The 20,246-nt window shown below is 51.5% G+C and carries 18 protein-coding genes; all 18 read left to right on the top strand.

Translation table 11 applies throughout. The annotated features are described in order from the left end of the window. Positions 1–722 precede the first annotated feature (722 nt). Positions 723–4,784 carry a hybrid sensor histidine kinase/response regulator transcription factor gene (locus ACYVD4_RS25260; RefSeq protein WP_460950436.1) on the top strand — a complete coding sequence of 1,354 codons (4,062 nt, stop codon included), beginning with the start codon at positions 723–725 and terminating at the stop codon, positions 4,782–4,784. Between the two features lie 198 nt (positions 4,785–4,982). After that, complete coding sequence (locus tag ACYVD4_RS25255; RefSeq protein WP_460950435.1) at positions 4,983–9,902, top strand: beta strand repeat-containing protein; 4,920 nt, start codon at positions 4,983–4,985, stop codon at positions 9,900–9,902. A 706-nt stretch (positions 9,903–10,608) separates the two neighbouring features. After that, positions 10,609–11,322 carry a hypothetical protein gene (locus ACYVD4_RS25250; protein ID WP_460950433.1) on the top strand — a complete coding sequence of 238 codons (714 nt, stop codon included), beginning with the start codon at positions 10,609–10,611 and terminating at the stop codon, positions 11,320–11,322. After that, entirely contained in the window at positions 11,319–11,777 is a 459-nt protein-coding gene (locus tag ACYVD4_RS25245) for an LEA type 2 family protein (protein ID WP_460950432.1), read from the top strand. The genes ACYVD4_RS25250 and ACYVD4_RS25245 overlap by 4 nt, the downstream gene beginning before the upstream one ends. Before the next feature lie 5 nt (positions 11,778–11,782). Further along, positions 11,783–12,322, top strand: a complete 540-nt coding sequence (locus ACYVD4_RS25240; protein ID WP_460950431.1) for a hypothetical protein — start codon at positions 11,783–11,785, stop codon at positions 12,320–12,322. Between the two features lie 28 nt (positions 12,323–12,350). After that, positions 12,351–12,962 (top strand): hypothetical protein, encoded by a 612-nt coding sequence (locus ACYVD4_RS25235; protein WP_460950430.1) that lies wholly within the window; start codon positions 12,351–12,353, stop codon positions 12,960–12,962. A gap of 262 nt (positions 12,963–13,224) precedes the next feature. Next, on the top strand, positions 13,225–13,785 hold the full coding sequence (locus ACYVD4_RS25230) for a hypothetical protein (protein ID WP_460950428.1): 561 nt from the start codon (positions 13,225–13,227) through the stop codon (positions 13,783–13,785). Continuing rightward, entirely contained in the window at positions 13,785–14,123 is a 339-nt protein-coding gene (locus ACYVD4_RS25225) for a hypothetical protein (RefSeq protein WP_460950427.1), read from the top strand. The genes ACYVD4_RS25230 and ACYVD4_RS25225 overlap by 1 nt, the downstream gene beginning before the upstream one ends. Then, complete coding sequence (locus ACYVD4_RS25220; RefSeq protein WP_460950425.1) at positions 14,124–14,867, top strand: hypothetical protein; 744 nt, start codon at positions 14,124–14,126, stop codon at positions 14,865–14,867. Continuing rightward, on the top strand, positions 14,867–15,337 hold the full coding sequence (locus tag ACYVD4_RS25215; protein ID WP_460950423.1) for a M23 family metallopeptidase: 471 nt from the start codon (positions 14,867–14,869) through the stop codon (positions 15,335–15,337). Before ACYVD4_RS25220 ends, ACYVD4_RS25215 begins: the two co-directional genes overlap by 1 nt. A 1-nt stretch (position 15,338) precedes the next feature. Further along, positions 15,339–15,932: a transglycosylase SLT domain-containing protein gene (locus ACYVD4_RS25210; RefSeq protein WP_460950421.1), complete on the top strand. Its 594-nt coding sequence runs from the start codon at positions 15,339–15,341 to the stop codon at positions 15,930–15,932. Positions 15,933–15,945: 13 nt separating this feature from the next. After that, positions 15,946–16,239: a hypothetical protein gene (locus ACYVD4_RS25205; RefSeq protein WP_460950419.1), complete on the top strand. Its 294-nt coding sequence runs from the start codon at positions 15,946–15,948 to the stop codon at positions 16,237–16,239. 49 nt (positions 16,240–16,288) lie between these two features. Further along, positions 16,289–16,687 carry a hypothetical protein gene (locus ACYVD4_RS25200; protein ID WP_460950418.1) on the top strand — a complete coding sequence of 133 codons (399 nt, stop codon included), beginning with the start codon at positions 16,289–16,291 and terminating at the stop codon, positions 16,685–16,687. Between the two features lie 2 nt (positions 16,688–16,689). Beyond that, positions 16,690–17,373: a hypothetical protein gene (locus ACYVD4_RS25195; RefSeq protein WP_460950416.1), complete on the top strand. Its 684-nt coding sequence runs from the start codon at positions 16,690–16,692 to the stop codon at positions 17,371–17,373. Between the two features lie 11 nt (positions 17,374–17,384). Then, positions 17,385–17,876 carry a CHAP domain-containing protein gene (locus tag ACYVD4_RS25190; RefSeq protein ID WP_460950414.1) on the top strand — a complete coding sequence of 164 codons (492 nt, stop codon included), beginning with the start codon at positions 17,385–17,387 and terminating at the stop codon, positions 17,874–17,876. A gap of 176 nt (positions 17,877–18,052) precedes the next feature. Next, complete coding sequence (locus ACYVD4_RS25185; RefSeq protein ID WP_460950412.1) at positions 18,053–19,273, top strand: hypothetical protein; 1,221 nt, start codon at positions 18,053–18,055, stop codon at positions 19,271–19,273. Between the two features lie 60 nt (positions 19,274–19,333). After that, entirely contained in the window at positions 19,334–20,071 is a 738-nt protein-coding gene (locus ACYVD4_RS25180) for a hypothetical protein (protein WP_460950411.1), read from the top strand. A gap of 13 nt (positions 20,072–20,084) precedes the next feature. Beyond that, entirely contained in the window at positions 20,085–20,243 is a 159-nt protein-coding gene (locus ACYVD4_RS25175) for a hypothetical protein (protein WP_460950410.1), read from the top strand. Positions 20,244–20,246 lie beyond the last annotated feature (3 nt).

The following is a 20,246-nucleotide window of genomic DNA, read 5'->3' as shown; positions in this document are numbered from 1 at the left end:
GCCAATTTAAGACAGTGGGTCAAATCAAGAACAACTACGTAGCAGGTACGACAGCCATAGAAGATAAACGGGCGATTTTTGAGACGATTCTATTACCTATTGCCAATCAGTTACACTTTGCCACTTTACCCTTAACAAAAGGTCCAAGAGGCTTATTGTTTTTATTGTAGTTGCCAAACTTACCTCGTTATACTTCGGCCGGCCATCATGCTGCTGGCCTAGATCGGTCGCTGATTGCTCGCACTTATATTAATCTGCTGATTTCTCAGCAACACTCTGCAATTGTCGTTAAGTAAAGCTGAGGTCTTGTTTGCTGGAGTAGGTTCATACTCGACTTATCACCTACCCGAATGGGCAAAAGTCAGGGGCGTAAAAAATTGGTACCGCTTTCCTTTTTTAGTGTCAATTATCAGTACATCACTCGTAGCTAACTGGGCTACCTCTTACAATTCATTATTAAAATACTTGGAGACATTATGCGCGAGTTTTGGCTCATCATCTTAAATCGCAGAGTAATAAAGTGAGTCCTATTTATTACTAATTGATACTTATACAATGTAGAATAGTCTTAAATGGTATAAATACTATTCTAGAATTTACAGCTAGTTTAATACAAATGAGCGAACTTACACGCTGATTCAATACGCGTTAGGCGTCAGGCTACATTATTAGTTAACTTGAAAGCGGTAAGCTTTATCCTTGGATTACTACTCTGCCTTTGTTTGGCGACTGAGGCTCAGCAATTTGCCGCTTCTGTGCAACACTATGGCCCTGAAAATGGCCTGTCGCATCGGGAAATAAACGCCATTTTTCAGGATCGGCGGGGTTATATGTGGTTCGGTACCAAGGTTGGGCTAAACCGATTCGATGGGCTAAAATTTACTACGTATACTAAAGAACGTAACGGGCTCGGCTTCGATGAAATTCAGTCTATTGCCCAGGATGCTGATGGCCTTTTGTGGCTCATGGGCCCCTACACGGAAGGTAGAGCGCAAATTGCCCTATTTAATCCCCTAACGGGCGCGGCTGTTTCATTTGAAGAGAAGTTCAAAAAGCATCCCCTAACGAATTCCCTGGTTGCCGGTCAGCAATTGTTTGGTAGCCCTGACGGCACGATCTTCTTCGCTAATTACCAGCCGGCTACCCTGGTATCGTACCATCCCAAGTCGGGCCTTCACTACGTATCCCTTGCCCGCTATAAAAAGCTGACTATTCACCACGTTACCGTCCGTAACACCGCCTGGGCCATTGCGGATGAGAACCAATTGGTCGAACTGTCTGCGGATGGGCGCGAGCTTCATGCCTTTCAGCATGGTCGGGCCAATGTTGACGTTCTTATCGGGCAGCAGCATGCGGGTATTGAATTTTTCTATGCGGTCTACCGTTCGGACGCCGATCTTCAGGGCACCCAGTATAGTATAGACGAGCGGGGAAACCGACGCCAACTACCGGATTTATTGGGGCAGGGCAGAACAGCCCTATCATCCCCAGTTTACTACGCATTTGATCGTAATGGATTGATCTGGACGGGCACCCGGCTGCTCAGTCCAACAAAAGGAACCCTGCTCGATTTGAAGGGCCAACTAGAAGGCCAGTCGATTGACAATCGCTGTTTTTTCGCGGACAGAAACGGTGGGATGTGGTTAGGAACCAGCTTTGGCGTGTACCAGGTCAAGGTAGCAGAAAACTACTTTCATCGCTTCTTTTACGAATCAACCAATGCCCAGGAAAAGGCGGCAGCCATTCGGGGAATCACCGTTGTGGGCAATACGCTGTATGCTAACCTGGAGAAAATAGGCTTGTTTAGCTACAGTCTCTCGGGTGAATCGGCAAAAAAGCAGTTGTTGAGTGGTATTTCTTACGGCTTAATCAATAGCCAGCCGGAGAAACTGCTGATCGGCCAGATAAATTTAGTCACCTACGACATTCGAACTGGTACGAACTCGCAGTCTCCATTGCCCAATGGCGGATCGATCTGGACACTCCATCCATTGAGCAACCAGCACTTTCTGGCGGGTGGTCTATCGGGTCTCGGGCTCGTCGAAACGAAAACGGGACGGGTTTTACCGTTTAGCCGTTACAACCAGTTTCCAGAATTAGCCAAGTCGCATGTGCTCTACATTGGTGCTGACCGACAGGGTGCTATCTGGATCTGTTCGACGACGGGTTTATACACGGTTGATCCATCGGGGGGCATCACGGCTCGCTACTGGAGCGGAGGCAAAGGGCGCTTTCGGCTACCAACCGACAGTTATCAGCACTTTTACCAGGATGCACAAGGTCTCTTCTGGCTGGCTACGGCGAATGCCGGACTGATTCGGTGGGACCGCCAGCAGCATAGCTACCGACAGTTCAGACGTACTGAAGGGTTATCGAACGATAATATCTACGCGGTGTATGCTGACCGGCAGGGCCATCTTTGGCTGAGTAGCGATTACGGCATAATGCAGTTTGATCCGATCCGAATGACAACCCGGTCGTACACAGTTCAGGACGGCATTACACACAATGAATTTAATCGTATTGCGCATTTTCAGGACAAGAACGGTCATCTTTATTTCGGTGGCCTGAACGGAATCACCTCGTTTAATCCCCAGGATTTTGAACAGGAGAAGCCCCCCATCAACCTTCCACTACGTATCGTTTCGTTTCGCCAGTTTGATAATTCTCTGGACAAACTAGTCGACAAAACCGAAGAGCTGATCAAAAGCAACCAGATCATTCTCCGGCCCGATGATCGGACGAGTGTGCTGGATTTTGCACTGCTTAATTACGCCGACGCTCAAAAAAATGTATACGCTTATCAGTTTAAGGGCTTGGACGACGAGTGGACGTATCAAGCTGAACCCTCGCTACGTTTAAGCAATTTACCCTACGGCGAGTACCAGTTACTGGTGAAAGGACAGGCGGCCGATGGGCAAATGTCGTCGGCGAACCTGGCTATCCAGGTCATCGTGCTACGTCCGTTTTATCTGCGCAGTTGGTTTCTCTTGCTTATGCTGTTCTTGCTGATTGGTTCCGCATGGGGGTGGGGTCGATGGCGGGCCTGGCGATACCAGCAGGAACAAGCCCGGCTCCAGACCCAGATTCAAGCGGCTACGGAGCTTATTGCGCAGCAGGCACAGGACCTACGGCGGCTCGACGAAACCAAATCACGCTTTTTTGCCAATATCTCCCATGAATTTCGTACACCCCTGACCGTGATTCTGGGCATGGCGGCCACCTTGAACCAGAAGATCGACCCCGAATTGCGACAGATGGCCAGTCTGCTTGAGCGCAATGGCAGCAACTTACTACGGCTGATCAACCAAATACTGGACCTCTCTAAACTCGAAGCTGGAGAGATGCCGCTTCACTTCGAACGGGCCGATCTGGTCAGCTTCGTCCGCTACGTCGGGGAGTCGTTCCATGCCATTGCTCAGGCGAAGGGAATCCATCTACAGTTTCAATCGAAGGAAGCGCATTGTGAGGCTGACTTTACCAAAGACAAATTGCAAGATATTCTGGCCAATCTGTTAAGCAACGCGCTCAAATTTACGCCTACGGGTGGGCAGGTGACCTATACGTTAGTCCTTCAGGACAGCTGGCATCCGCTTACGGCGGCAGGATACCACGAGGCAATTATTCCAAACAGTCACCTGGATCAGCCGTGGATTCGGATTACAGTGAGCGATACCGGACCCGGCATTGAGCCAGCCAGTTTGCCGAGGATCTTCGACCGTTTCTATCGAGTGGAGAATCAGCAAAACGCATCGGGTGGTGGCACCGGCATTGGCCTCTCGCTGGTTCGGGAGTTGGTGGGACTAATGCAGGGTGGTCTGGCCGTTCGTAACCGGTCCGGCCTGGATGGGTCCGGTCTGGATGGACCTGTCCAGGCCGCATCCGGCGCTGAGTTTGTGGTCAGTTTACCTCTTACCCGTCGGGCACCTCTATCGAAAGAGCAAGCTCCAGTACCGCCAACTATAAATCCTGACCACATCCAATGGGTCGAACCCACGCCCGACGTAGCCAGTGCGCGGCCCGTGGTGTTAGTGGTGGAAGACAATGAGGACGTAGCAACGTATATACAGATTTGCCTGCGGGATACGTACCAGGTGATACGTGCCGAAAATGGGCAGGTCGGTATCGACCAGGCGCTGGCGACTATTCCGGACTTGATTCTGAGTGATGTGATGATGCCAATCCAGGATGGCTTTGCACTCTGTGATACCCTGAAACAGGACGAACGCACCAGCCACATTCCCATTGTGCTGCTAACGGCCAGAGCTGCGGTGAGTGACCGCATCGCGGGCTTACGCCGGGGAGCCGATGCCTATCTGGTGAAGCCTTTCTCGAACGAGGAATTGTTGATCGTGTTGAGTAACCTGCTCCTGCTCCGGCATCGGTTGCAGCGCTATTATGGCCAAGTAGCCCTGGGCGTAGCCGAGCCAATTCCAGACGAAGCGCCTGAGACGGGGGAAGACCAGTTCCTGCTCAGGCTTCGCAGCCACGTACTGCCCCAATTGGATAACCCAGCACTGGATATTGAGATGATCTGCGCGATGATGGGGACGAGTCGCAACTCCCTGCACCGCAAGATGACCGCGCTGACGGGGCTGTCGATGAACCGCTATCTGCGCACAATGCGCCTACAGAAAGCCAAAGAATTACTCCAGTTACCTGAGCTGAACATTACTCAGGTCGCCGATGCGGTAGGCTTCCAGGACCCCAGTTACTTCGGCCGGGTCTTTGCCGAGGAATTCGGCCTCTCGCCGAGTCAGTACCGGGATGTAACCAAAAAATAATCGTTTCTACTCCCGGTTGGGACAATTCTCCGAGTTTTTGGGTGAAATCTCCGAGTCACTCCCTGACGAAACACCTAATCTTGCTCCAGCGATAAATGGGGCATTTTGATTCGCTACGTCCTGTACATCTGCCGGTTTTTCTGGCTGTCCACCCTCCAATAACTGGGGTTGACTCCTACCGATCTTTCTACCTAGTCTATGAAAACACGATTACTTCCTGCTGGTTTTGCGCTTCGGCCTGCTCACTCTCTTTACTACACCCTAGTGCTGATGCTCGTTAGTATCAGCTCCGTTTTAGCCCAAGCGGGCACCATTCGCTACGTTAAAGCGGGCGGTACCGGCAATGGCAGCTCCTGGGCCAGTGCCAGTGGTAATTTGCAGGCCATGATCAATGCCAGTGCCGCGGGCGACCAGGTGTGGGTAGCCGCCGGTACGTACAAACCCACTACCACAACCGACCGTACCATCAACTTCGCGATGCTGCCTGACCTGGCCATCTACGGTGGGTTTGTGGGCAATGAAACGTCCCTCGGCGCCAGACCAACGATAAACCCCATCACGGGTAACCCCTCCAGCACCACCCTCAGCGGGGATATCGGTACGGTAGGCGATAACTCAGATAATAGTTACCACGTCATCGCTAATTTTAATTTCCTAACGACCACCGCTATTCTGGATGGATTTGTGATTACGGGCGGTAATGCCAATCGGCCTAGTTCAGATAACTCTACGAACAGTGGTGGGGGTATGCGCAACTTTACCAGCTTTCAGGCTGAACACACGAACCCCCTAATTCGAAACTGTTCCTTTGTAGCCAATTCGGCGTTGTCTTCAGGCGGGGCAGTCTATAACGGTGCCGTTGGGTGTGGCAGCCGTTGCAGCCCTACGCTGATTAACTGCTTCTTTCAGGGAAATTCGGCCAGGCAAGGCGGGGCAATAGCCAATAGTGGGTCAGTGTACGATGCGTCTTGTGGTGGCCGAAGCAACCCTACGCTGACCAACTGTTCGTTTGTGGCCAATTCAGCCATATTTGGTGGGGCGATGTTCAACAGCGGGTTTGGTAGTTTTGGCCAAAGCGACCCTACGCTGACCAACTGTTCGTTTGTGGCCAATTCAGCAATTGATGATTACGGTATAGGCGGGGCAATGTATAACGTTGGGACGAGCAAAGGCAGGACCTACGCCAAGCTGACTAACTGTTCCTTTCAAGGCAACACAGCTACCTACCAGGGCGGGGCCATAGCCAACGATGGGAGTAATGGCGTGTGCGACCCCACGCTGACCAACTGCTCCTTTCAAGGCAATACAGCTTCCTTCCAGGGTGGGGCCATGTTCAATACGTCAGTGTCCAACACGACGACTGGCGAATGCAACGCTACACTGATCAACTGTGTGGTATTTGGCAATGCGGGGGCCAACACGTTCTACAATATAGAAGTTTATCCGCGAGTCTATTACTCGTTGATCGAGGCCTCGGTGACGGGCTGGTATAATATTCGCAATACCCTGACGACAACGGTCTCGCCCTTTGCTGGTACGAACACCACCCAGTTACGGGCCAACTCGCCCGCCATCAACGCTGGGGATGGCAGTGTCGACGCTGGCGCAACGGACGCAGCGGGTAATCCCCGTATCGTGGGCTGCAAAATCGACATGGGCGCTCTAGAATTTCAGTATCCCTTCCAGCCAATTGCCATTAATGCCCAACCCGCCAGTAGTTCGGTGGTCTGTGCGGGCACGGCCGTCTCGGTGCCGGTAAGTGTGAGTGGTACCGTCAGTAGCTACCAGTGGTACAAAGACAGCTTTGCCAACCCCGTGGCGGGCCAAACCTCGGCCACGCTCACCCTGAACAATCCACAACCTGCCAATGCAGGCAGTTATTCGCTGGTAGTGACCAGCACCTGCAACTCACTCACCTCTACCGCCTTCAACCTGACGGTCAATAAATCGACGGTCAGCATCAGCCCCAGTTCAGCGACGGTTTGTCAAGGTCAGTCCGTAACCTTAACTGCCAGTGGGGCCAGTTCCTACACCTGGAACAACAATACCACAGGCAACACCCTAACGGCGACCACCACCGGCACCTACTCCGTAACGGGGGTAGATGGCAATGGCTGTTCCAACACCGCTTCCGCTCAGGTGACCGTGTACAGACCCACCGTTAGCATCAGTCCCGGCTCGGTCAGCATCTGTGAAGGCCAGTCGGCATTACTAACCGCCAGCGGGGCCAGCGCTTACACCTGGAGCGACAATACTACGGGCAACACCCTAACGGCGACCACCACCGGCACTTACTCCGTGACGGGGGTGGATAGCAGGGGCTGTTCCAACACAGCCACGGCCAGTGTAACGGTCAATAATGTACCTACTGTTAGCATCAGCGCCAGCCCGTCGGCCACCATTACTCAGGGCAGCTCCGTTACCCTGACGGCAGTAGCCACCGGGGCAACGGCCTTCGCCTGGGTAACGGGCAGCGCCAGTAGCTCGATCGTGGTCAGCCTCACCACCAGCACGCCCTACTCGGTAACGGCCCGGAGCGGAGCGGGCTGTACTGCCAGTGCCAGCCTGACCATTACTGTTATCCCCCCTACTTGTAGCCCAATCCTATACGTAACCCAGCAGGGTGCGGGTCTACGCGACGGCAGCAGTTGGAGCAACGCGTTAGGCGCCAATCAGCTCCAGATCGCTATCAATACGGCGGCCAACTGCGGGGGTAATAGGCAGGTGTGGGTGGCTACCGGAACGTACAAATCCACTACTGGGAGTGACCGTACCCTCAGCTTTTCCATGAGGAATGGGGTAGCCCTCTACGGCGGTTTTGCGGGCACCGAAACCGCCCTGACCGATCGCCCGGCCATCAATCCCGTCACAGGGCAGCCTTCCAGCACCACCCTCAGCGGGGATATTGGCAGCCTGGGCAACACCAGCGACAACAGTTTTCGGGTCATCAGCAATCCGGCCAGTCTGAGCCTGACCACCACAGCGGTGCTGGATGGGTTTGTGATCACGGGCGGAGCGGGTGGTAGCCTGGGGGGCGGGATGTTCAACGATGCCAGCAGCCCCACCATCCGCAACTGTAGCTTTGTGAATAATTCAGTGGTGGTGACCAGCAGTTCTACCAGCCGGGGCGGGGCGATGTATAACGGCAATGGTAGCAGCCCACAACTGACCAATTGTAGCTTTCAGGGCAACTCTATTTCGGGTTCTAGTGGCAATGCTAGCTACGGTAGCGCGATCAGTAACTTTACCAATAGTAGCCCGCTGCTTCTCAACTGTAGTTTTGTTAATAACTCGGTGTCGGGAAGTGCCAATAACTTCGGGGGAGCGATGGCCAATAACGTTAGCAGTAACCCACAGTTGATTAATTGTAGTTTTCTCAATAACTCGGCCGTGGGCGGTACTACTACCCGGGGCGGAGCCATCAATAACGGCAGCAGCAGCCCTCAGCTGATCAACTGTAGTTTTCTGAGCAATTCGGTTTCGGGAGCCTCCACTAACCTGGGCGGAGCAATCGCCAACGGCAACACTAGCGTACAACTCACGAATTGTGTGTTGTTTAACAATGGTGGGAACAATACGTTCTATAATACTACCGCGTCCGTCACGGCGACATACAGTTTGTTAGACGACACCGTAACGGGCTACACCAGTGATCCCACGGACCTCACGGCAAGCAGTTCTCCTTTTGCCAGCACCACCAGTACCCAATTAGCGACCGGCTCGCCCGCTATCAACACCGGTAGCAACCAGGCTTATCAGTCGGCTGGTGGTCCGGCTACTGATCTGGCCGGTAATGCCCGAATTCAGCAGAATAGCATCGATATGGGCGCGTATGAATTCCAGTCCTGCCTTGCAACGCTCATTCTCACCAATCCGAGCGAGACTACAGCGGTCCAGAATAGCACGTTCAGTAGCACGTTTACTGCATCAAGCGGAGCTAGCCCCTACAGTTTTAGTCTGTCCAGCGGCACGTTACCTACTGGTCTCACACTGACTACTTCGGGTGTATTGAGTGGGACACCGACTCAAACAGGCAGTTTTTCCATCACTGTCCGGGCAATCGATGCCAATGGTTGTTCGGGCGTGAGTGCTACCTACACATTGGTGGTAAATACGCCTGCTCCCACTATCTCCGGCTTCACTGGGTTAGTCAATACTGTCTGCGTGGGTAGCCCGGTGACCTTTACGGCCACAGTGGGCAATGTAACGGGCAGTTATGCCTACACGCTGACCAACGGCAGTAGCACCTCGGTAGCCGGTAGTGCGTTCAGCACCGCTTTTAGTCAGAACCTGACGGCATCTGGTTCAGGTTCTCAATCCTTTACGTTGATCTTGAGTAATAACAGTCAATTGACTTCAGCGATTGCTACTGTAACAGTTAATAGCTTGCCTATAGCAGGACTGACCAACAACGGGCCGCTGAGCTGCACGCTGACCAGCGTGACGCTGACGGCTTCAGGGGGGAACTCGTACACCTTCTTCAACAGCAGTGGCACTATGCTAACCGGCTCGGGTAACACACGAACGGTGAGCGATCCAGATTCCTATTCAGTCACTGTGGCTACTGCCAGTGGCTGTGTCAGCAGCACCAGCACCACCGTCATTTATCTGAACTGTGCGCCTGTGGTAGCCAATGTCATCCCCCCCCAGTCGGTGACAGTGGGGCAGGCGTTTAGCTATACCATTCCGGCCAACACCTTTACCGATGCGGAAACGCCTAACAGTCTGAGCCTATCAGTGGTGGGATTACCGGCGGGGCTGAACTTCGTAGCGCCAGCCACGATCACGGGTACGGTGTCGGCCAGTGCCAGCTCAGTCTACAGTGTAACGGTGGTGGCCAGCGATCCGGCGGGTGGGGCCGTTTCGACGCTGCTGTCGCTGAATGTGGTGAGTACAGGGGGGAGTTGCGCGAGCCAGTACAGTGTAAAAGCGGGGTCTTGGAGCGATGCGAGTGTTTGGTCATGTGGGCGGGTGCCGCTACTCACGGATTTAGTGACGTTGAACCATGCTGTGAGCTTGCCGGCCAGTTACCAGGGACAGGCCCAGCGGGTGGTGTATTCGTCTGGGGGACGTCTGTTGCTGAGCATTAACAGCCGACTGCGGCTGGGAAGCAATTAACTAAGGGATCAGTGGCCGTGGAAATGGTACATACAGCCACTGACCCTAACTAATCTGAAGAACTTGTCTTGCGTCATGAAGCCAGCTCTGACTGCATCATGAAACCAACGCCCTACTTTAACCCCACAGTCTGCCCTAGGTGAGATGGACGCTGGCTGAAAGTAACTACATGCATGTATATTTTCACAATGGAGATTACTATCTTTCGACCATCAGGCTGGGTAGAATCTGTCAACGGTTTCCCTACCTGATCCGACTAAGCAAGCATCTGGCTGTTGCTCCTGAGCTGATTGTGGGTCGGCATAGCAACTAGGCTGGCCAGTTGTGTTAGGGGTGGTTGGTAGTTAGTAAGAGGTCGTTTTGCTCGTCGGCGAGTTCGGGAGGTCAAGCAGCTCTTAGGCTACCAGAGACACAACGGGGAAGGACCTACTTTTCCTAGTGCTTGCCCCGATCAGCCCGGAGACACCCCAGTTTTCAATTCTCAGCAAACGCTCCATAATTTGAGAGTGCCTTTACGAACTGTCATTTATAAGTAAACAAAGCTGTAAACAACCATGAGTCATCTCGAATGGCCTCCATCCAATTACGGAGGTAACATTCGGGATGACTCATGGTTGTTTTTGTCAAAAAAGTTGTGCGTTTAGGTATGTAACTCTATCACTCTAGTGATTGCCCTACGAAATTCATTTCGGGAATTTTGTAGTCTATGGCAGACCTCAATGTTACATATCCCGGCTTCGTCGAAGACCTCCCTTATAAGAAAGTCTCTTATAGGTGTAATGGTCCTGTACTGAATGGGTGGTGCGTTTGGGGCGAGGAAGAGGTAGACGAATCGTATAACGAGTTTAACCGAGAATCTACCGAACAAATCCTAGCATTTAATCGGGCGTCGAAGGATACGGTAGCCGATGTCAAGGTTGCTTACGAAAGCGGAATAAATCGGGGCGTATGGCTTAAGGATAGAATCGACGCGGTAAACATTCGGGTCAACCTGATTCAGGAACGAACGGCGGGGCTACGAACTATTCTTGTTCGCAATGGACAGCCCGATGCGTCCGAAGCTATTGGGCTAACTATATCAAACATCGGTGCGGCAACGATTCCGGTGTTGGGGCCAATTGCCAACGCGGTATTAAAGTCAGTGATTGCCAGCGATAACGCCGAACAACTGGCCTACGCCCAAACCATTGTTTCTCGCTATTCGGCAGACGTACAGGAATTAGCGGCCATTAAAAAGCAACTCATGGCCGAATATGCGACCTATGGCACAACACCAACGCCAATAGTAACAGGCGGCAATCCGCAAACCGGGAATGAAGCACCCAGCCCGAACACAACGCTCTACTATTATCTGGCAGGGTTCGGACTGCTGATGCTGGTTTTACTCTATCTCAAAAACAAGCGCAAAAACCGTCGATGAATAAGAAGACATTTATCCTACTGGCAATTATCGTGCTGGTTGCGCTCTGGATTTTATACAAAGTCAACACGGCGCAACGGCTGGATTATCAGGTAGGCTTACCCAAACAAATCAGCGTAAAGGGCGGTGAACTCTCCTTTCTGCTTCCCTTACGAATCATTAATCCATCGGGCGGCAGTATCAATCTGAAAGGTGTTCAGGCCGATGTCAATACGGCAGGAAAATATTTAGGTCGGGCCACGGTCAGCGAAGCGGTAACGATTGAGCCGCGTTCAGAAACGGTAGTCAACGTAGCGGTAGCCGTTCAGTACGCTGATATTCTGAACGCGGCTGGTGGCTTTTGGGAAACGCTCAAGGGGGGTAAAGTCGGCTTAGAAATCGACGGGGTAATCTATGCCGAAGGGTTCCAGATTCCCATGAAAAGCAGTTTTGAGTTTCCCGTACCCAAACTTTAATACGTATGAATGAAGAACCTATAGCGGGGAAAACCTATACCGATGACTGGTGGCAAAACTGGTTAAATGGCAAGCTAAACGGCGTAGCAAACAATGATATTTCGGCGTATCTGGAAGACGTTGGCTACGATCCCGAAAGCGAGATATACGCTGATTTTTCAAGCACTATTTCTGACCCCAAAATGGTTGCCGATTTCACGGCGGCACGTGACGCGGCTGTCAAATCGGGCAATCAGAAGCTAACCAATACGTTAGACCTAATTTTCAAGTACGGCGAAAAAGCCGTTGCCGCGCTGGTTACGGCGGGTGTACTGGATGGCCCCGCGTTGGCAAAATCAGGCTATACTAACGTAACGCAGGATGCCGGAGGAACGATAAAAATCGGGCAGGTTGACACAACCCAAAAAGCACCTTTACCAGCCGGAGCCAAACTATTCGGGCTGGATTTTTCAAGCCCTACCGTCATCATCGTCACGTTTATCGTGCTCATGCTACTGGCTTACTTCCTGTTTTTCAAGAAAGAAGGGCGCAAGCGAAATGGATAATTTTTAGCGAGTAAACAACAAATAAAAAATGGCAACAGTAAAAATCAGTCAATTAGGCCAGCAAACAGCAAGTCTGCCGTTTTGGGAGGTCGTCGTAGGTACCAAACGCTATATCGTTGGTACTGATTCAGGAAACTTAGCGGTAGCCAAACCCGCGTCATGGCTGGGCAATATGGGTTTTGCGGCAACGCTGGTTGCGAAGTTTAGCGACCATGATGCGGATTTGAAAGCCGCGTTAAATTTAGGAGCCTACAACGAAACCCAACGGGATAACCGTTTCCCGGTTGCCGACTTAGGGGCGGGTCACGTGTATGTGGCGCAGTTTGACACGTCAACCGACTGGAAAGAAGGTGGCCCAAAAGACACCAAAACCATTACAGGCGGCACTGCTGGGACTACCACTACCACAACAGGTACAACCACCACGACCACAGGTGGCACGACGACAACTACAGGCGGGGGCACAACCACCACGGGCGGGGGTACAACTACCCTGTTTAGTGCGGGTGATACCGGCACAACCATTGAAAGTTTCCTTAGTAAATACTGGTGGGCGGTGTTGCTGATCGTAGTGGCCTTGCTCTGGAAACCCATCATTGCTCCGGCGTTGGGCATTCGTACATCACGCCGTCGTCGGTAGTATCAAGTACAGCTACATAGAAGGTAGGGAGCGGGATTATTAATTAACTACGTCCCCTACCCTACTCTGATTCTTTCACAGTAAACACAACCTAATACAATGGCTAAAGCTCCCAAAAAGCCCAAAAAATCGGCTCCAGAGTCTTCGTGGGTTAAGTATGACCAACGCAAAACGGAATTCGACCGTAGCAACGCATTGATTAAAAAACACAGCAAATAAGCCGTAGCCCTAGCCAGTGGGTTAGGGCTACCTTTTCAACTCCATGAAAAACCAAGACACCATACTCGACACGCTACGTAACGATGAACTACCGTACTGGTACTTGTACGATGGTTCGACCATTACCGCGCGAAGTGGTGAAACGGTAGACATGGACGAAAGCCTACACCGATTGAAGAGCGCATTAGCCGAACTACCTGCCGGAACCTACCGGCTCAAAGCGGCTAACAACCCAAAAAAACACAACGGGGCCGCGTGGTATGATGTCGCCATTGAAACGCGAAAAAGCAGATACGAATCCAAAAGCCCGACAATGGAAGCATCGAATAATCCCTACGGAATATCAGACAGCAAGTATGCCCAAATCGAACGAGAGATTGAGCGTAATCTCCTGTTTAAAATGATTGTCGAACGCTTTACGGCTTTTGAAAAAGAGTGGGTAGACTACAAGCGGATGATTGATAAAATGCATGAGGACTTTTATCGGGACGAAGACGGCAACGGCATTGCCGATTTTGCTGAAAACATCGGTCACGTCGCGAAAGCCGCCGATTCAGTCAGTGCCGTTAAAAAAGTATTTACAGGCGGTGGCCTATTTGACTAATGAGCAAGCAACAACCCCAACCCCAAACATTTGAAATAACCAAGCAAGCCACAACGGATTTGCTCATCCGGTTATTTAAAGCCCTACAAAAAGCCTTTGAAACGCCAGCCGATAACGGCGTGGTTCGGGCTTACGAACTGATTGAAAAACTAACCGAAACGGCGGAAAACGACCCCGATGTATTTCGGAGTGTACTTACCGAAGAAAATTTAGCGGCCTTTTCTGACTTACAGAAAAAGGCGCAAACAGGTAACGTCGGATTAACTGACTTCGTAAAAGCGTTTCCGGGAATCGGTAACGCGATGAAAGGCGGCATGTTCGGTAAACTCTTCAAGTAAATGGCAGACTATCGGCGTGACATACAGGACGTAAACGACGGGCGGTACAGCAACGTATTGTTATTTCTGGCCGTGGGCGTGTTGCTCTACATCATTGCACGCGGCTGGATGAAGGCCAAACAAGAAACGCTGTCGGACGCTATCGGCTCTGACCAAAGCGCGCTGTTTGCCCAACAATTGCGACAGGCGTTTATCCCGTTGGGCTTCCCCGTTGGTATGGGCTTTGATGGTACGGACGTTCCTGCCGTGATGAACGTGGCGGGGCAAATTACCGACTATACCGCCGTAGCCAGTGCGTACCGAACGTTGTACAATGCGGATCTATCGAATGATTTATCGGAAGAACTGAGCATTGCCCAACTAGCGGAGTTTTGGCGGTTGGTTAACACGAAAAAGACCACCACAACCACGGGCACCACAACTAAGCCAGCAACTACGACCAGTCAGACAACCAACACCACGGGAAGCGGGGTAACGGTTCTATTGGGTAAAGAAACGGCGGTGGCTTCACTGGTCAATAAAACGTGCATCGCGAAACAGGCCGTAAACAAGCGACTGTATAAAGAGCCGAATTATTCGGAAGGCTTAGCCGACAAAGGTGATAACGTCGGTATCTACGTGGCCGAAGCGGATTTAACCATCAACGGGAGTAAATCCAGATTTGCTCATGTCAAAAAACCCGCGCTTTACGGATTGTACTACGTGGATTACTGGATTCATAAAGATTCACTAACGTTTGTCTAATGAGCCGGGAAATTTTGGGCGTACTGTTTTTAGTGATAGCCGTAGCGGTGGTGCTTTGGCGAAAGGGAGCCAAAACACTCCGATGGCCCATAAAAGGAACCCTACGTATAAGCTCACCGTTCGGGGCGCGAGTAGCCCCTACAGTTGGGGCTAGTACGTACCACAACGGTATCGACATTGCTGTCGGTGAAGGTACTACCGTTTACGCTCCGGCGTCGGGAAACGTAGTTAGTATTTCCACCAGCGCGGCAGGTGGTAAACAGCTAACCATCCGGCACACGAACGGCATGGTGTCGGGCTACGCTCATTTGAGCAACTATGCCGTAGTCATAGGCGAATCGGTCACACAAGGGCAGGTGATCGCCTACAGTGGCAAAACCGGCAACGTAACGGGGCCGCACTTGCATTTTTCACTCCGAGACGAAACAGGTCAATACGTGAACCCATTGGCTTATTTACCAACTGCTTAACATGGCTTTAGCATACGAAGATTTAGTACCCATAACGTACCAAGCGGCTTTTATCCAAAAGGTTCGGGCGGTGTCGGCCAATTTGGGCATAAAGCCCGATTGGTTAATGATTGTCATGCGGGTGGAAACGGCAGGGAAGTTTACACCCAGTATCCGCAATTACGCCGGATCGGGCGCGGTTGGGTTAATCCAGTTTACCGAAACGGCCATTAAAGGCTGGGGCGTTACACTCGACCAATTGGCCGCAATGGACGCGGTTACGCAACTGGATTACGTCGAAAAATACATCAGGCCGTATGTGTCGAAAATTGCCGACGTGTACGATTTATACATTGCCGTTTTCGCTCCGGCGTATCTGGGCAAGCCAGACACACAGGTAGCCTATAGTATTCATGCCACGACCGCCGTGGGCAAACGACAGTACGAACTGAATAAAGTGCTGGACAAAAATCTGGACGGCAACATCACCATCGGCGAAATCAAAAATGCTATTTCTCGCTACGTTCCGGCAGGTGTCGATACGGGCGAAACGAACGTAAAACCAGTTGCTTTTCTGGCCATCGGGCTACTAGCACTCTACTTTTTAAACAGGTAACCAACAAATCAACATGGCAAAACAATTTATTGAACTCAATTCATCGGGTCAATTTACGGCTCCGGTAGGGGCCAAAACAACGGTCATCAATACGGGCGAATCAACCGCGTCGGTCAGCAAATCGGGTGCATTGGACGAACTGAACGGGCTTTCGGCACGGGCTAAAGAAGCCGTTCAATACGCTTTGTATGGACTGGAACCGGGGGCGCAAAAGTCGTTAGCGGCTGGTACGTATCAGGTCAACTTTAGCGGCTATTTCGGTACGGGGCTAGTCGCCATTATCGAAACTACCGATCCACAGCAGTAGGCCGTATCTCGGTTCGGGACTAATTTACACGTAACGAAAGTAAACAACAATGGAAAAAAGACTGGTAAAACGTAGTAGTTTCCAACGCATTCTGGTTACGGAAACCGCGCCCGTTTCGCTATTGGTTCAAGGCGATGAAGCGTATGTACAAATGGTCGTCTACGGGGCGGGTAAGCGGGTTCGGGTGTTTCGGCAAATCGACCGCGAATTTGCCAAAGTGAGCAAAGCCGGAGACGAATTACCGCTCATGAATGCGTTGATTCTAGGCAACAACGCCCGTCGTTCGTTAGGCGAACGTACCGTCTGGCAACTCAATAAATCATGGCAGGATGAATCCGGCGTTGACCTGTTGACCGGCATTTCGGACAACATGCGCTTTGAACTGGATGCTGGGATGACGGGGCGGGTAGAATTGGTCATTGAAACCGTCAACTACGAACGCATTTAGTCATGGACGAGAACGCGGAACTAAAGCGGCTCATTGACGAATTACAGGCAGAATCCGAGCAGGTTAAGGCGAAAGAACAACGGCTTAACCTGCTTTGGGAAGCCGAGCAAGAACGTATCGAGCAAGCCAAACGCGCACAGTTGGTGCAACTCGAAAACGATGCCAAAGCGTTCCGGCTGGAAGCATCCCAAGCCACCACCGACGATGACCGCGCTACGCTCCGACGCTATGCCAAAGAAGCCGAAGAAAAAGCCGACGCGTTACGGATTGACTTGGGTATTGTATCGGATGATTGCGAACCCGAAGCCGATCCCGACGAAGGGCATAAGCATTGGCTTTCGCGCCAAATCTGGGGCAATCTAAATCTGTCTATTCTATTCCTTTCTGTATGGTTCCTACTCTACTACGTAGGCGAAGGAGCAACCGGCAATCTGGGCTATATCGCGCAGGTATTAAGCAAACCCGCGTTCCATGCCTTTCTGCTATTTGCGGGTCTATTGTTCGTCTTTTTGGTGATTCGTCGGTATTTCTATTCGGTCACGGAGTATCTGAACCGAGGGGCACGCGGGGCGTCACTCGCGCAGGATTTTCAGGAGGCTTCCTTACAATCGCGCTTATTTTTTGTGTTGGGTTTGCTCTACGTGATCACCCAATTCTTAGCGTCGATTTACCAGATAACGCTTTAACCGCCGACGCCGTGGTTGCCGTGGCACGGGCCGAAATCGGCGTCCATGAAATTCGGGGCAACAATGATGCGCCCCGTATTGACGACTACCGAAGTGCAACGGTAGGCCGCAAGGTGAAAGGCTGGGTCGATCCGTGGTGCGCCTATTACGTGACGTGGTGCTACAAAACCGGGGGCGGTAAACTGCCCAAAACCTGCAAAAATCCGGCACAGGCGGCAAGCTGGTTTTTAGACGCGAAAGCCTACGTCTACAGCAAACGGAAGATACTCCCGCGCAAACCACGTCCCGGTGATGTCGTTGGTTATCGGTTTCGGTCGGGAAAGATTTCGCACATCGGGATCATTGTCGAATGGCCCGATAAAGGCGACTACTATTATGCCGTCGAAGGCAACACAGGCACGAGTGCCAATGTGTATCGAGACAACAACAAAAACGACGCAGTACGATTGAAACGGCGTCCTAAATCAATGGCCTATGTGGTGGCGTCAACACTTTACAACTGATACGTTCATTGTGGTTCTAGCCTTCCTGATTGCGCTGGTCCATTACGTTGCGCTGGGTTGCGGTATGTGGTTCGGTATTTACTTTTTGTGGATGCTACTGGATGCCAGCGTATACTACTTCTTAGGTTTTGGGTGTTTGTGCTACCTATGTATAACCTGTTATTTTATTGCCTTCCATGCTGACCCTAACTAAACCCTTTGCCAATGCTGTTTACCAGCGCGATAACCAAAATACGGGTGTCATTCCGATAGCCGGACAGACGCGGCCAAATACGGACGTAACGATAACACTAACTCCTACCCTATCCGGTGAAGCTACGTCACTGGTGGTTTCTTCCGATAGTAATGGCACATTTTCGGGCGGCATTTCCGCCGTGGGCGGAACGTATCAGGTAACCATTTCAGCCGGAGCCGAAACCGCTACGCTACAAGCTGGCATTGGCGAAGTGTTCATACTTTGGGGGCATTCGTTCATGCAGTGGAAACTAGGTTCAGCCGCTCAGAACCCCAACGTATTTACCCTATCGGATACGCTCGCCGAAACGAATTACCAATTTGAACGACTCACAAACCGCGTTGGGCCGTTTCTGCCCGATGGAGCCGGTTTTGCCGGAATGCTGGGTGATAAATTAGTGGCTCGTTTAGGGGTGCCCGTGCTGTTTTACAATACTGCTTTTGGCGGCACCAATATCGACCAGAATTATAAAGTGCTGACGGGCGAACCCTTTGCCCATAGCTTTATCAAGTATGCCGACCGTCAGCCCTACCGACCCTTAGAAAAGGTCATGCAGACCTATCTACCCGAAACCGGGGCACGGGCTATTTTGGCCGAACATGGCTACAATGATAAGGGGCTGACCGGGGCGGATTTTAGCCAAAAGTTTCGCTACGTCATCGACTATACGCGTAATCAATTCGGCCATTCGGATTTAGCGTTTGTCATCGTCCAGGAGGAAACGACCGGACAGACTGACCGACTTGGAAACGCCGAAATCGGCAGCGCACAAAAAACGCTCATTAGCTCCACGCCGAACGTTTGGCAAGGGCCGGATTTTAACGCAGGGTATTGGGGCAATCCCGGCTTGCATGATGCCGACGCGCATTTAACGGTAACGGGACAGGCGCAATTTGCGAGTGACTGGGATGCAAGTTTGACGGGTGCCTTTTTTGGGCAAAGCATCCCGGTTTTACCCGACGTAGCCATAACAGCCACCGTCGAAGACTTTATTTATGAACGTTCTCCCGTAGTGGCAACGCCCGAAGTCGATTATATACTCTACGGGTTAGCGGCTCTGTTTCTACTCGGACTGCTAAACAGCCGCTTTCGGGCGCGGTCGGGCATTGTTCTTTTACTATTTGCGGCAGTATTGATCTACCGCAAACGGCAACAAGGTTAAGGGTTAAGGCGATAAAGGCCCGAAACAGTTGTTTCGGGTTCTTTTTTAACACAGTAACGAATGGACGCAAACCAGTTAATTAATAGTGGTCTGTTTGAGTCGATAATGACCGATGGCCGCAATACGCTTATTCTACAGAAGCCCGTTACGCTGGTGGTTCCGGCGCCGATACTCAAAACACTGACACAGATTTATCCCACCAACAAAGAAACGGGCGGCTTTCTCTATGCCCAACCCGACGTAAACAACCGTCGGTTAGAGATCGTGTCGGTCGTAGAAATCCCCAACGGAGCCACCAACGACAGTACGTATGCTCCCTTTGCCGTGCCCTATCAGGCCGCCATTGCTGCTGCCGTTACATCGGGGCTGTTGCCGCTCCGGTTTCATACGCACCCCCTGCAAACCGTGAACGCCCTTTACAATAGTCAGAGTCTTAACTTTTTCAACAAAACCAGTCAGACTGATCGGCACACCAGTTATATACCGATTTGGGTCGGCGCACAGGCGGTTATCCTGCCCGATTGCCTGATTTCTCCAAATGACCGCGAAGGCAAAACGATTCGCTTTACGATCTATAACGGTTTTATCGCTCCGAACTCGTTTGCGGCCTTACTGCCGAACGAACAGGTATTTATTGGTGTCGTGGTGATTGCTCTTCTACTGGTTTGGGTGAATTTGGGAGCCAAGAAAGCGGCCAGCAGTTTGGTTGTGTGCGCGCTGATCGGCGTGGCTGTATTCGTGCTGGAGAAACGACCAACGTACAATTACCTCGATTCAGGACTGACTATTACGGTTTAAACCTTTACCACTTATGCTAAAAGACATCCTCATGTTACTGGTGCTATTGTATATTCTGTATAGACTCAAAGCCCAACAAGACGCCCTAAACGGCCAGAAAGAAGCACTCGCCAAATTAGGCGCACAGTGGCAGAAAGACGTACCCAGCTTAGAGACGATTTACAAAGCTTAACAA

This window comes from Spirosoma daeguense (assembly GCF_054776875.1).
The sequence above is the reverse complement of the archived record's forward strand: the minus strand, read 5'-3'. Positions and strand labels throughout refer to the sequence as shown.

Coding starts and splice junctions, on each gene's coding strand:
- ACYVD4_RS25255 (WP_460950435.1), top strand. CDS start 4,983: ATGAAAACACGATTACTTCCTGCTGGTTTTGCGCTTCGGCCTGCTCAC.
- ACYVD4_RS25250 (WP_460950433.1), top strand. CDS start 10,609: ATGGCAGACCTCAATGTTACATATCCCGGCTTCGTCGAAGACCTCCCT.
- ACYVD4_RS25245 (WP_460950432.1), top strand. CDS start 11,319: ATGAATAAGAAGACATTTATCCTACTGGCAATTATCGTGCTGGTTGCG.
- ACYVD4_RS25240 (WP_460950431.1), top strand. CDS start 11,783: ATGAATGAAGAACCTATAGCGGGGAAAACCTATACCGATGACTGGTGG.
- ACYVD4_RS25235 (WP_460950430.1), top strand. CDS start 12,351: ATGGCAACAGTAAAAATCAGTCAATTAGGCCAGCAAACAGCAAGTCTG.
- ACYVD4_RS25230 (WP_460950428.1), top strand. CDS start 13,225: ATGAAAAACCAAGACACCATACTCGACACGCTACGTAACGATGAACTA.
- ACYVD4_RS25225 (WP_460950427.1), top strand. CDS start 13,785: ATGAGCAAGCAACAACCCCAACCCCAAACATTTGAAATAACCAAGCAA.
- ACYVD4_RS25220 (WP_460950425.1), top strand. CDS start 14,124: ATGGCAGACTATCGGCGTGACATACAGGACGTAAACGACGGGCGGTAC.
- ACYVD4_RS25215 (WP_460950423.1), top strand. CDS start 14,867: ATGAGCCGGGAAATTTTGGGCGTACTGTTTTTAGTGATAGCCGTAGCG.
- ACYVD4_RS25210 (WP_460950421.1), top strand. CDS start 15,339: ATGGCTTTAGCATACGAAGATTTAGTACCCATAACGTACCAAGCGGCT.
- ACYVD4_RS25205 (WP_460950419.1), top strand. CDS start 15,946: ATGGCAAAACAATTTATTGAACTCAATTCATCGGGTCAATTTACGGCT.
- ACYVD4_RS25200 (WP_460950418.1), top strand. CDS start 16,289: ATGGAAAAAAGACTGGTAAAACGTAGTAGTTTCCAACGCATTCTGGTT.
- ACYVD4_RS25195 (WP_460950416.1), top strand. CDS start 16,690: ATGGACGAGAACGCGGAACTAAAGCGGCTCATTGACGAATTACAGGCA.
- ACYVD4_RS25185 (WP_460950412.1), top strand. CDS start 18,053: ATGCTGACCCTAACTAAACCCTTTGCCAATGCTGTTTACCAGCGCGAT.
- ACYVD4_RS25180 (WP_460950411.1), top strand. CDS start 19,334: ATGGACGCAAACCAGTTAATTAATAGTGGTCTGTTTGAGTCGATAATG.
- ACYVD4_RS25175 (WP_460950410.1), top strand. CDS start 20,085: ATGCTAAAAGACATCCTCATGTTACTGGTGCTATTGTATATTCTGTAT.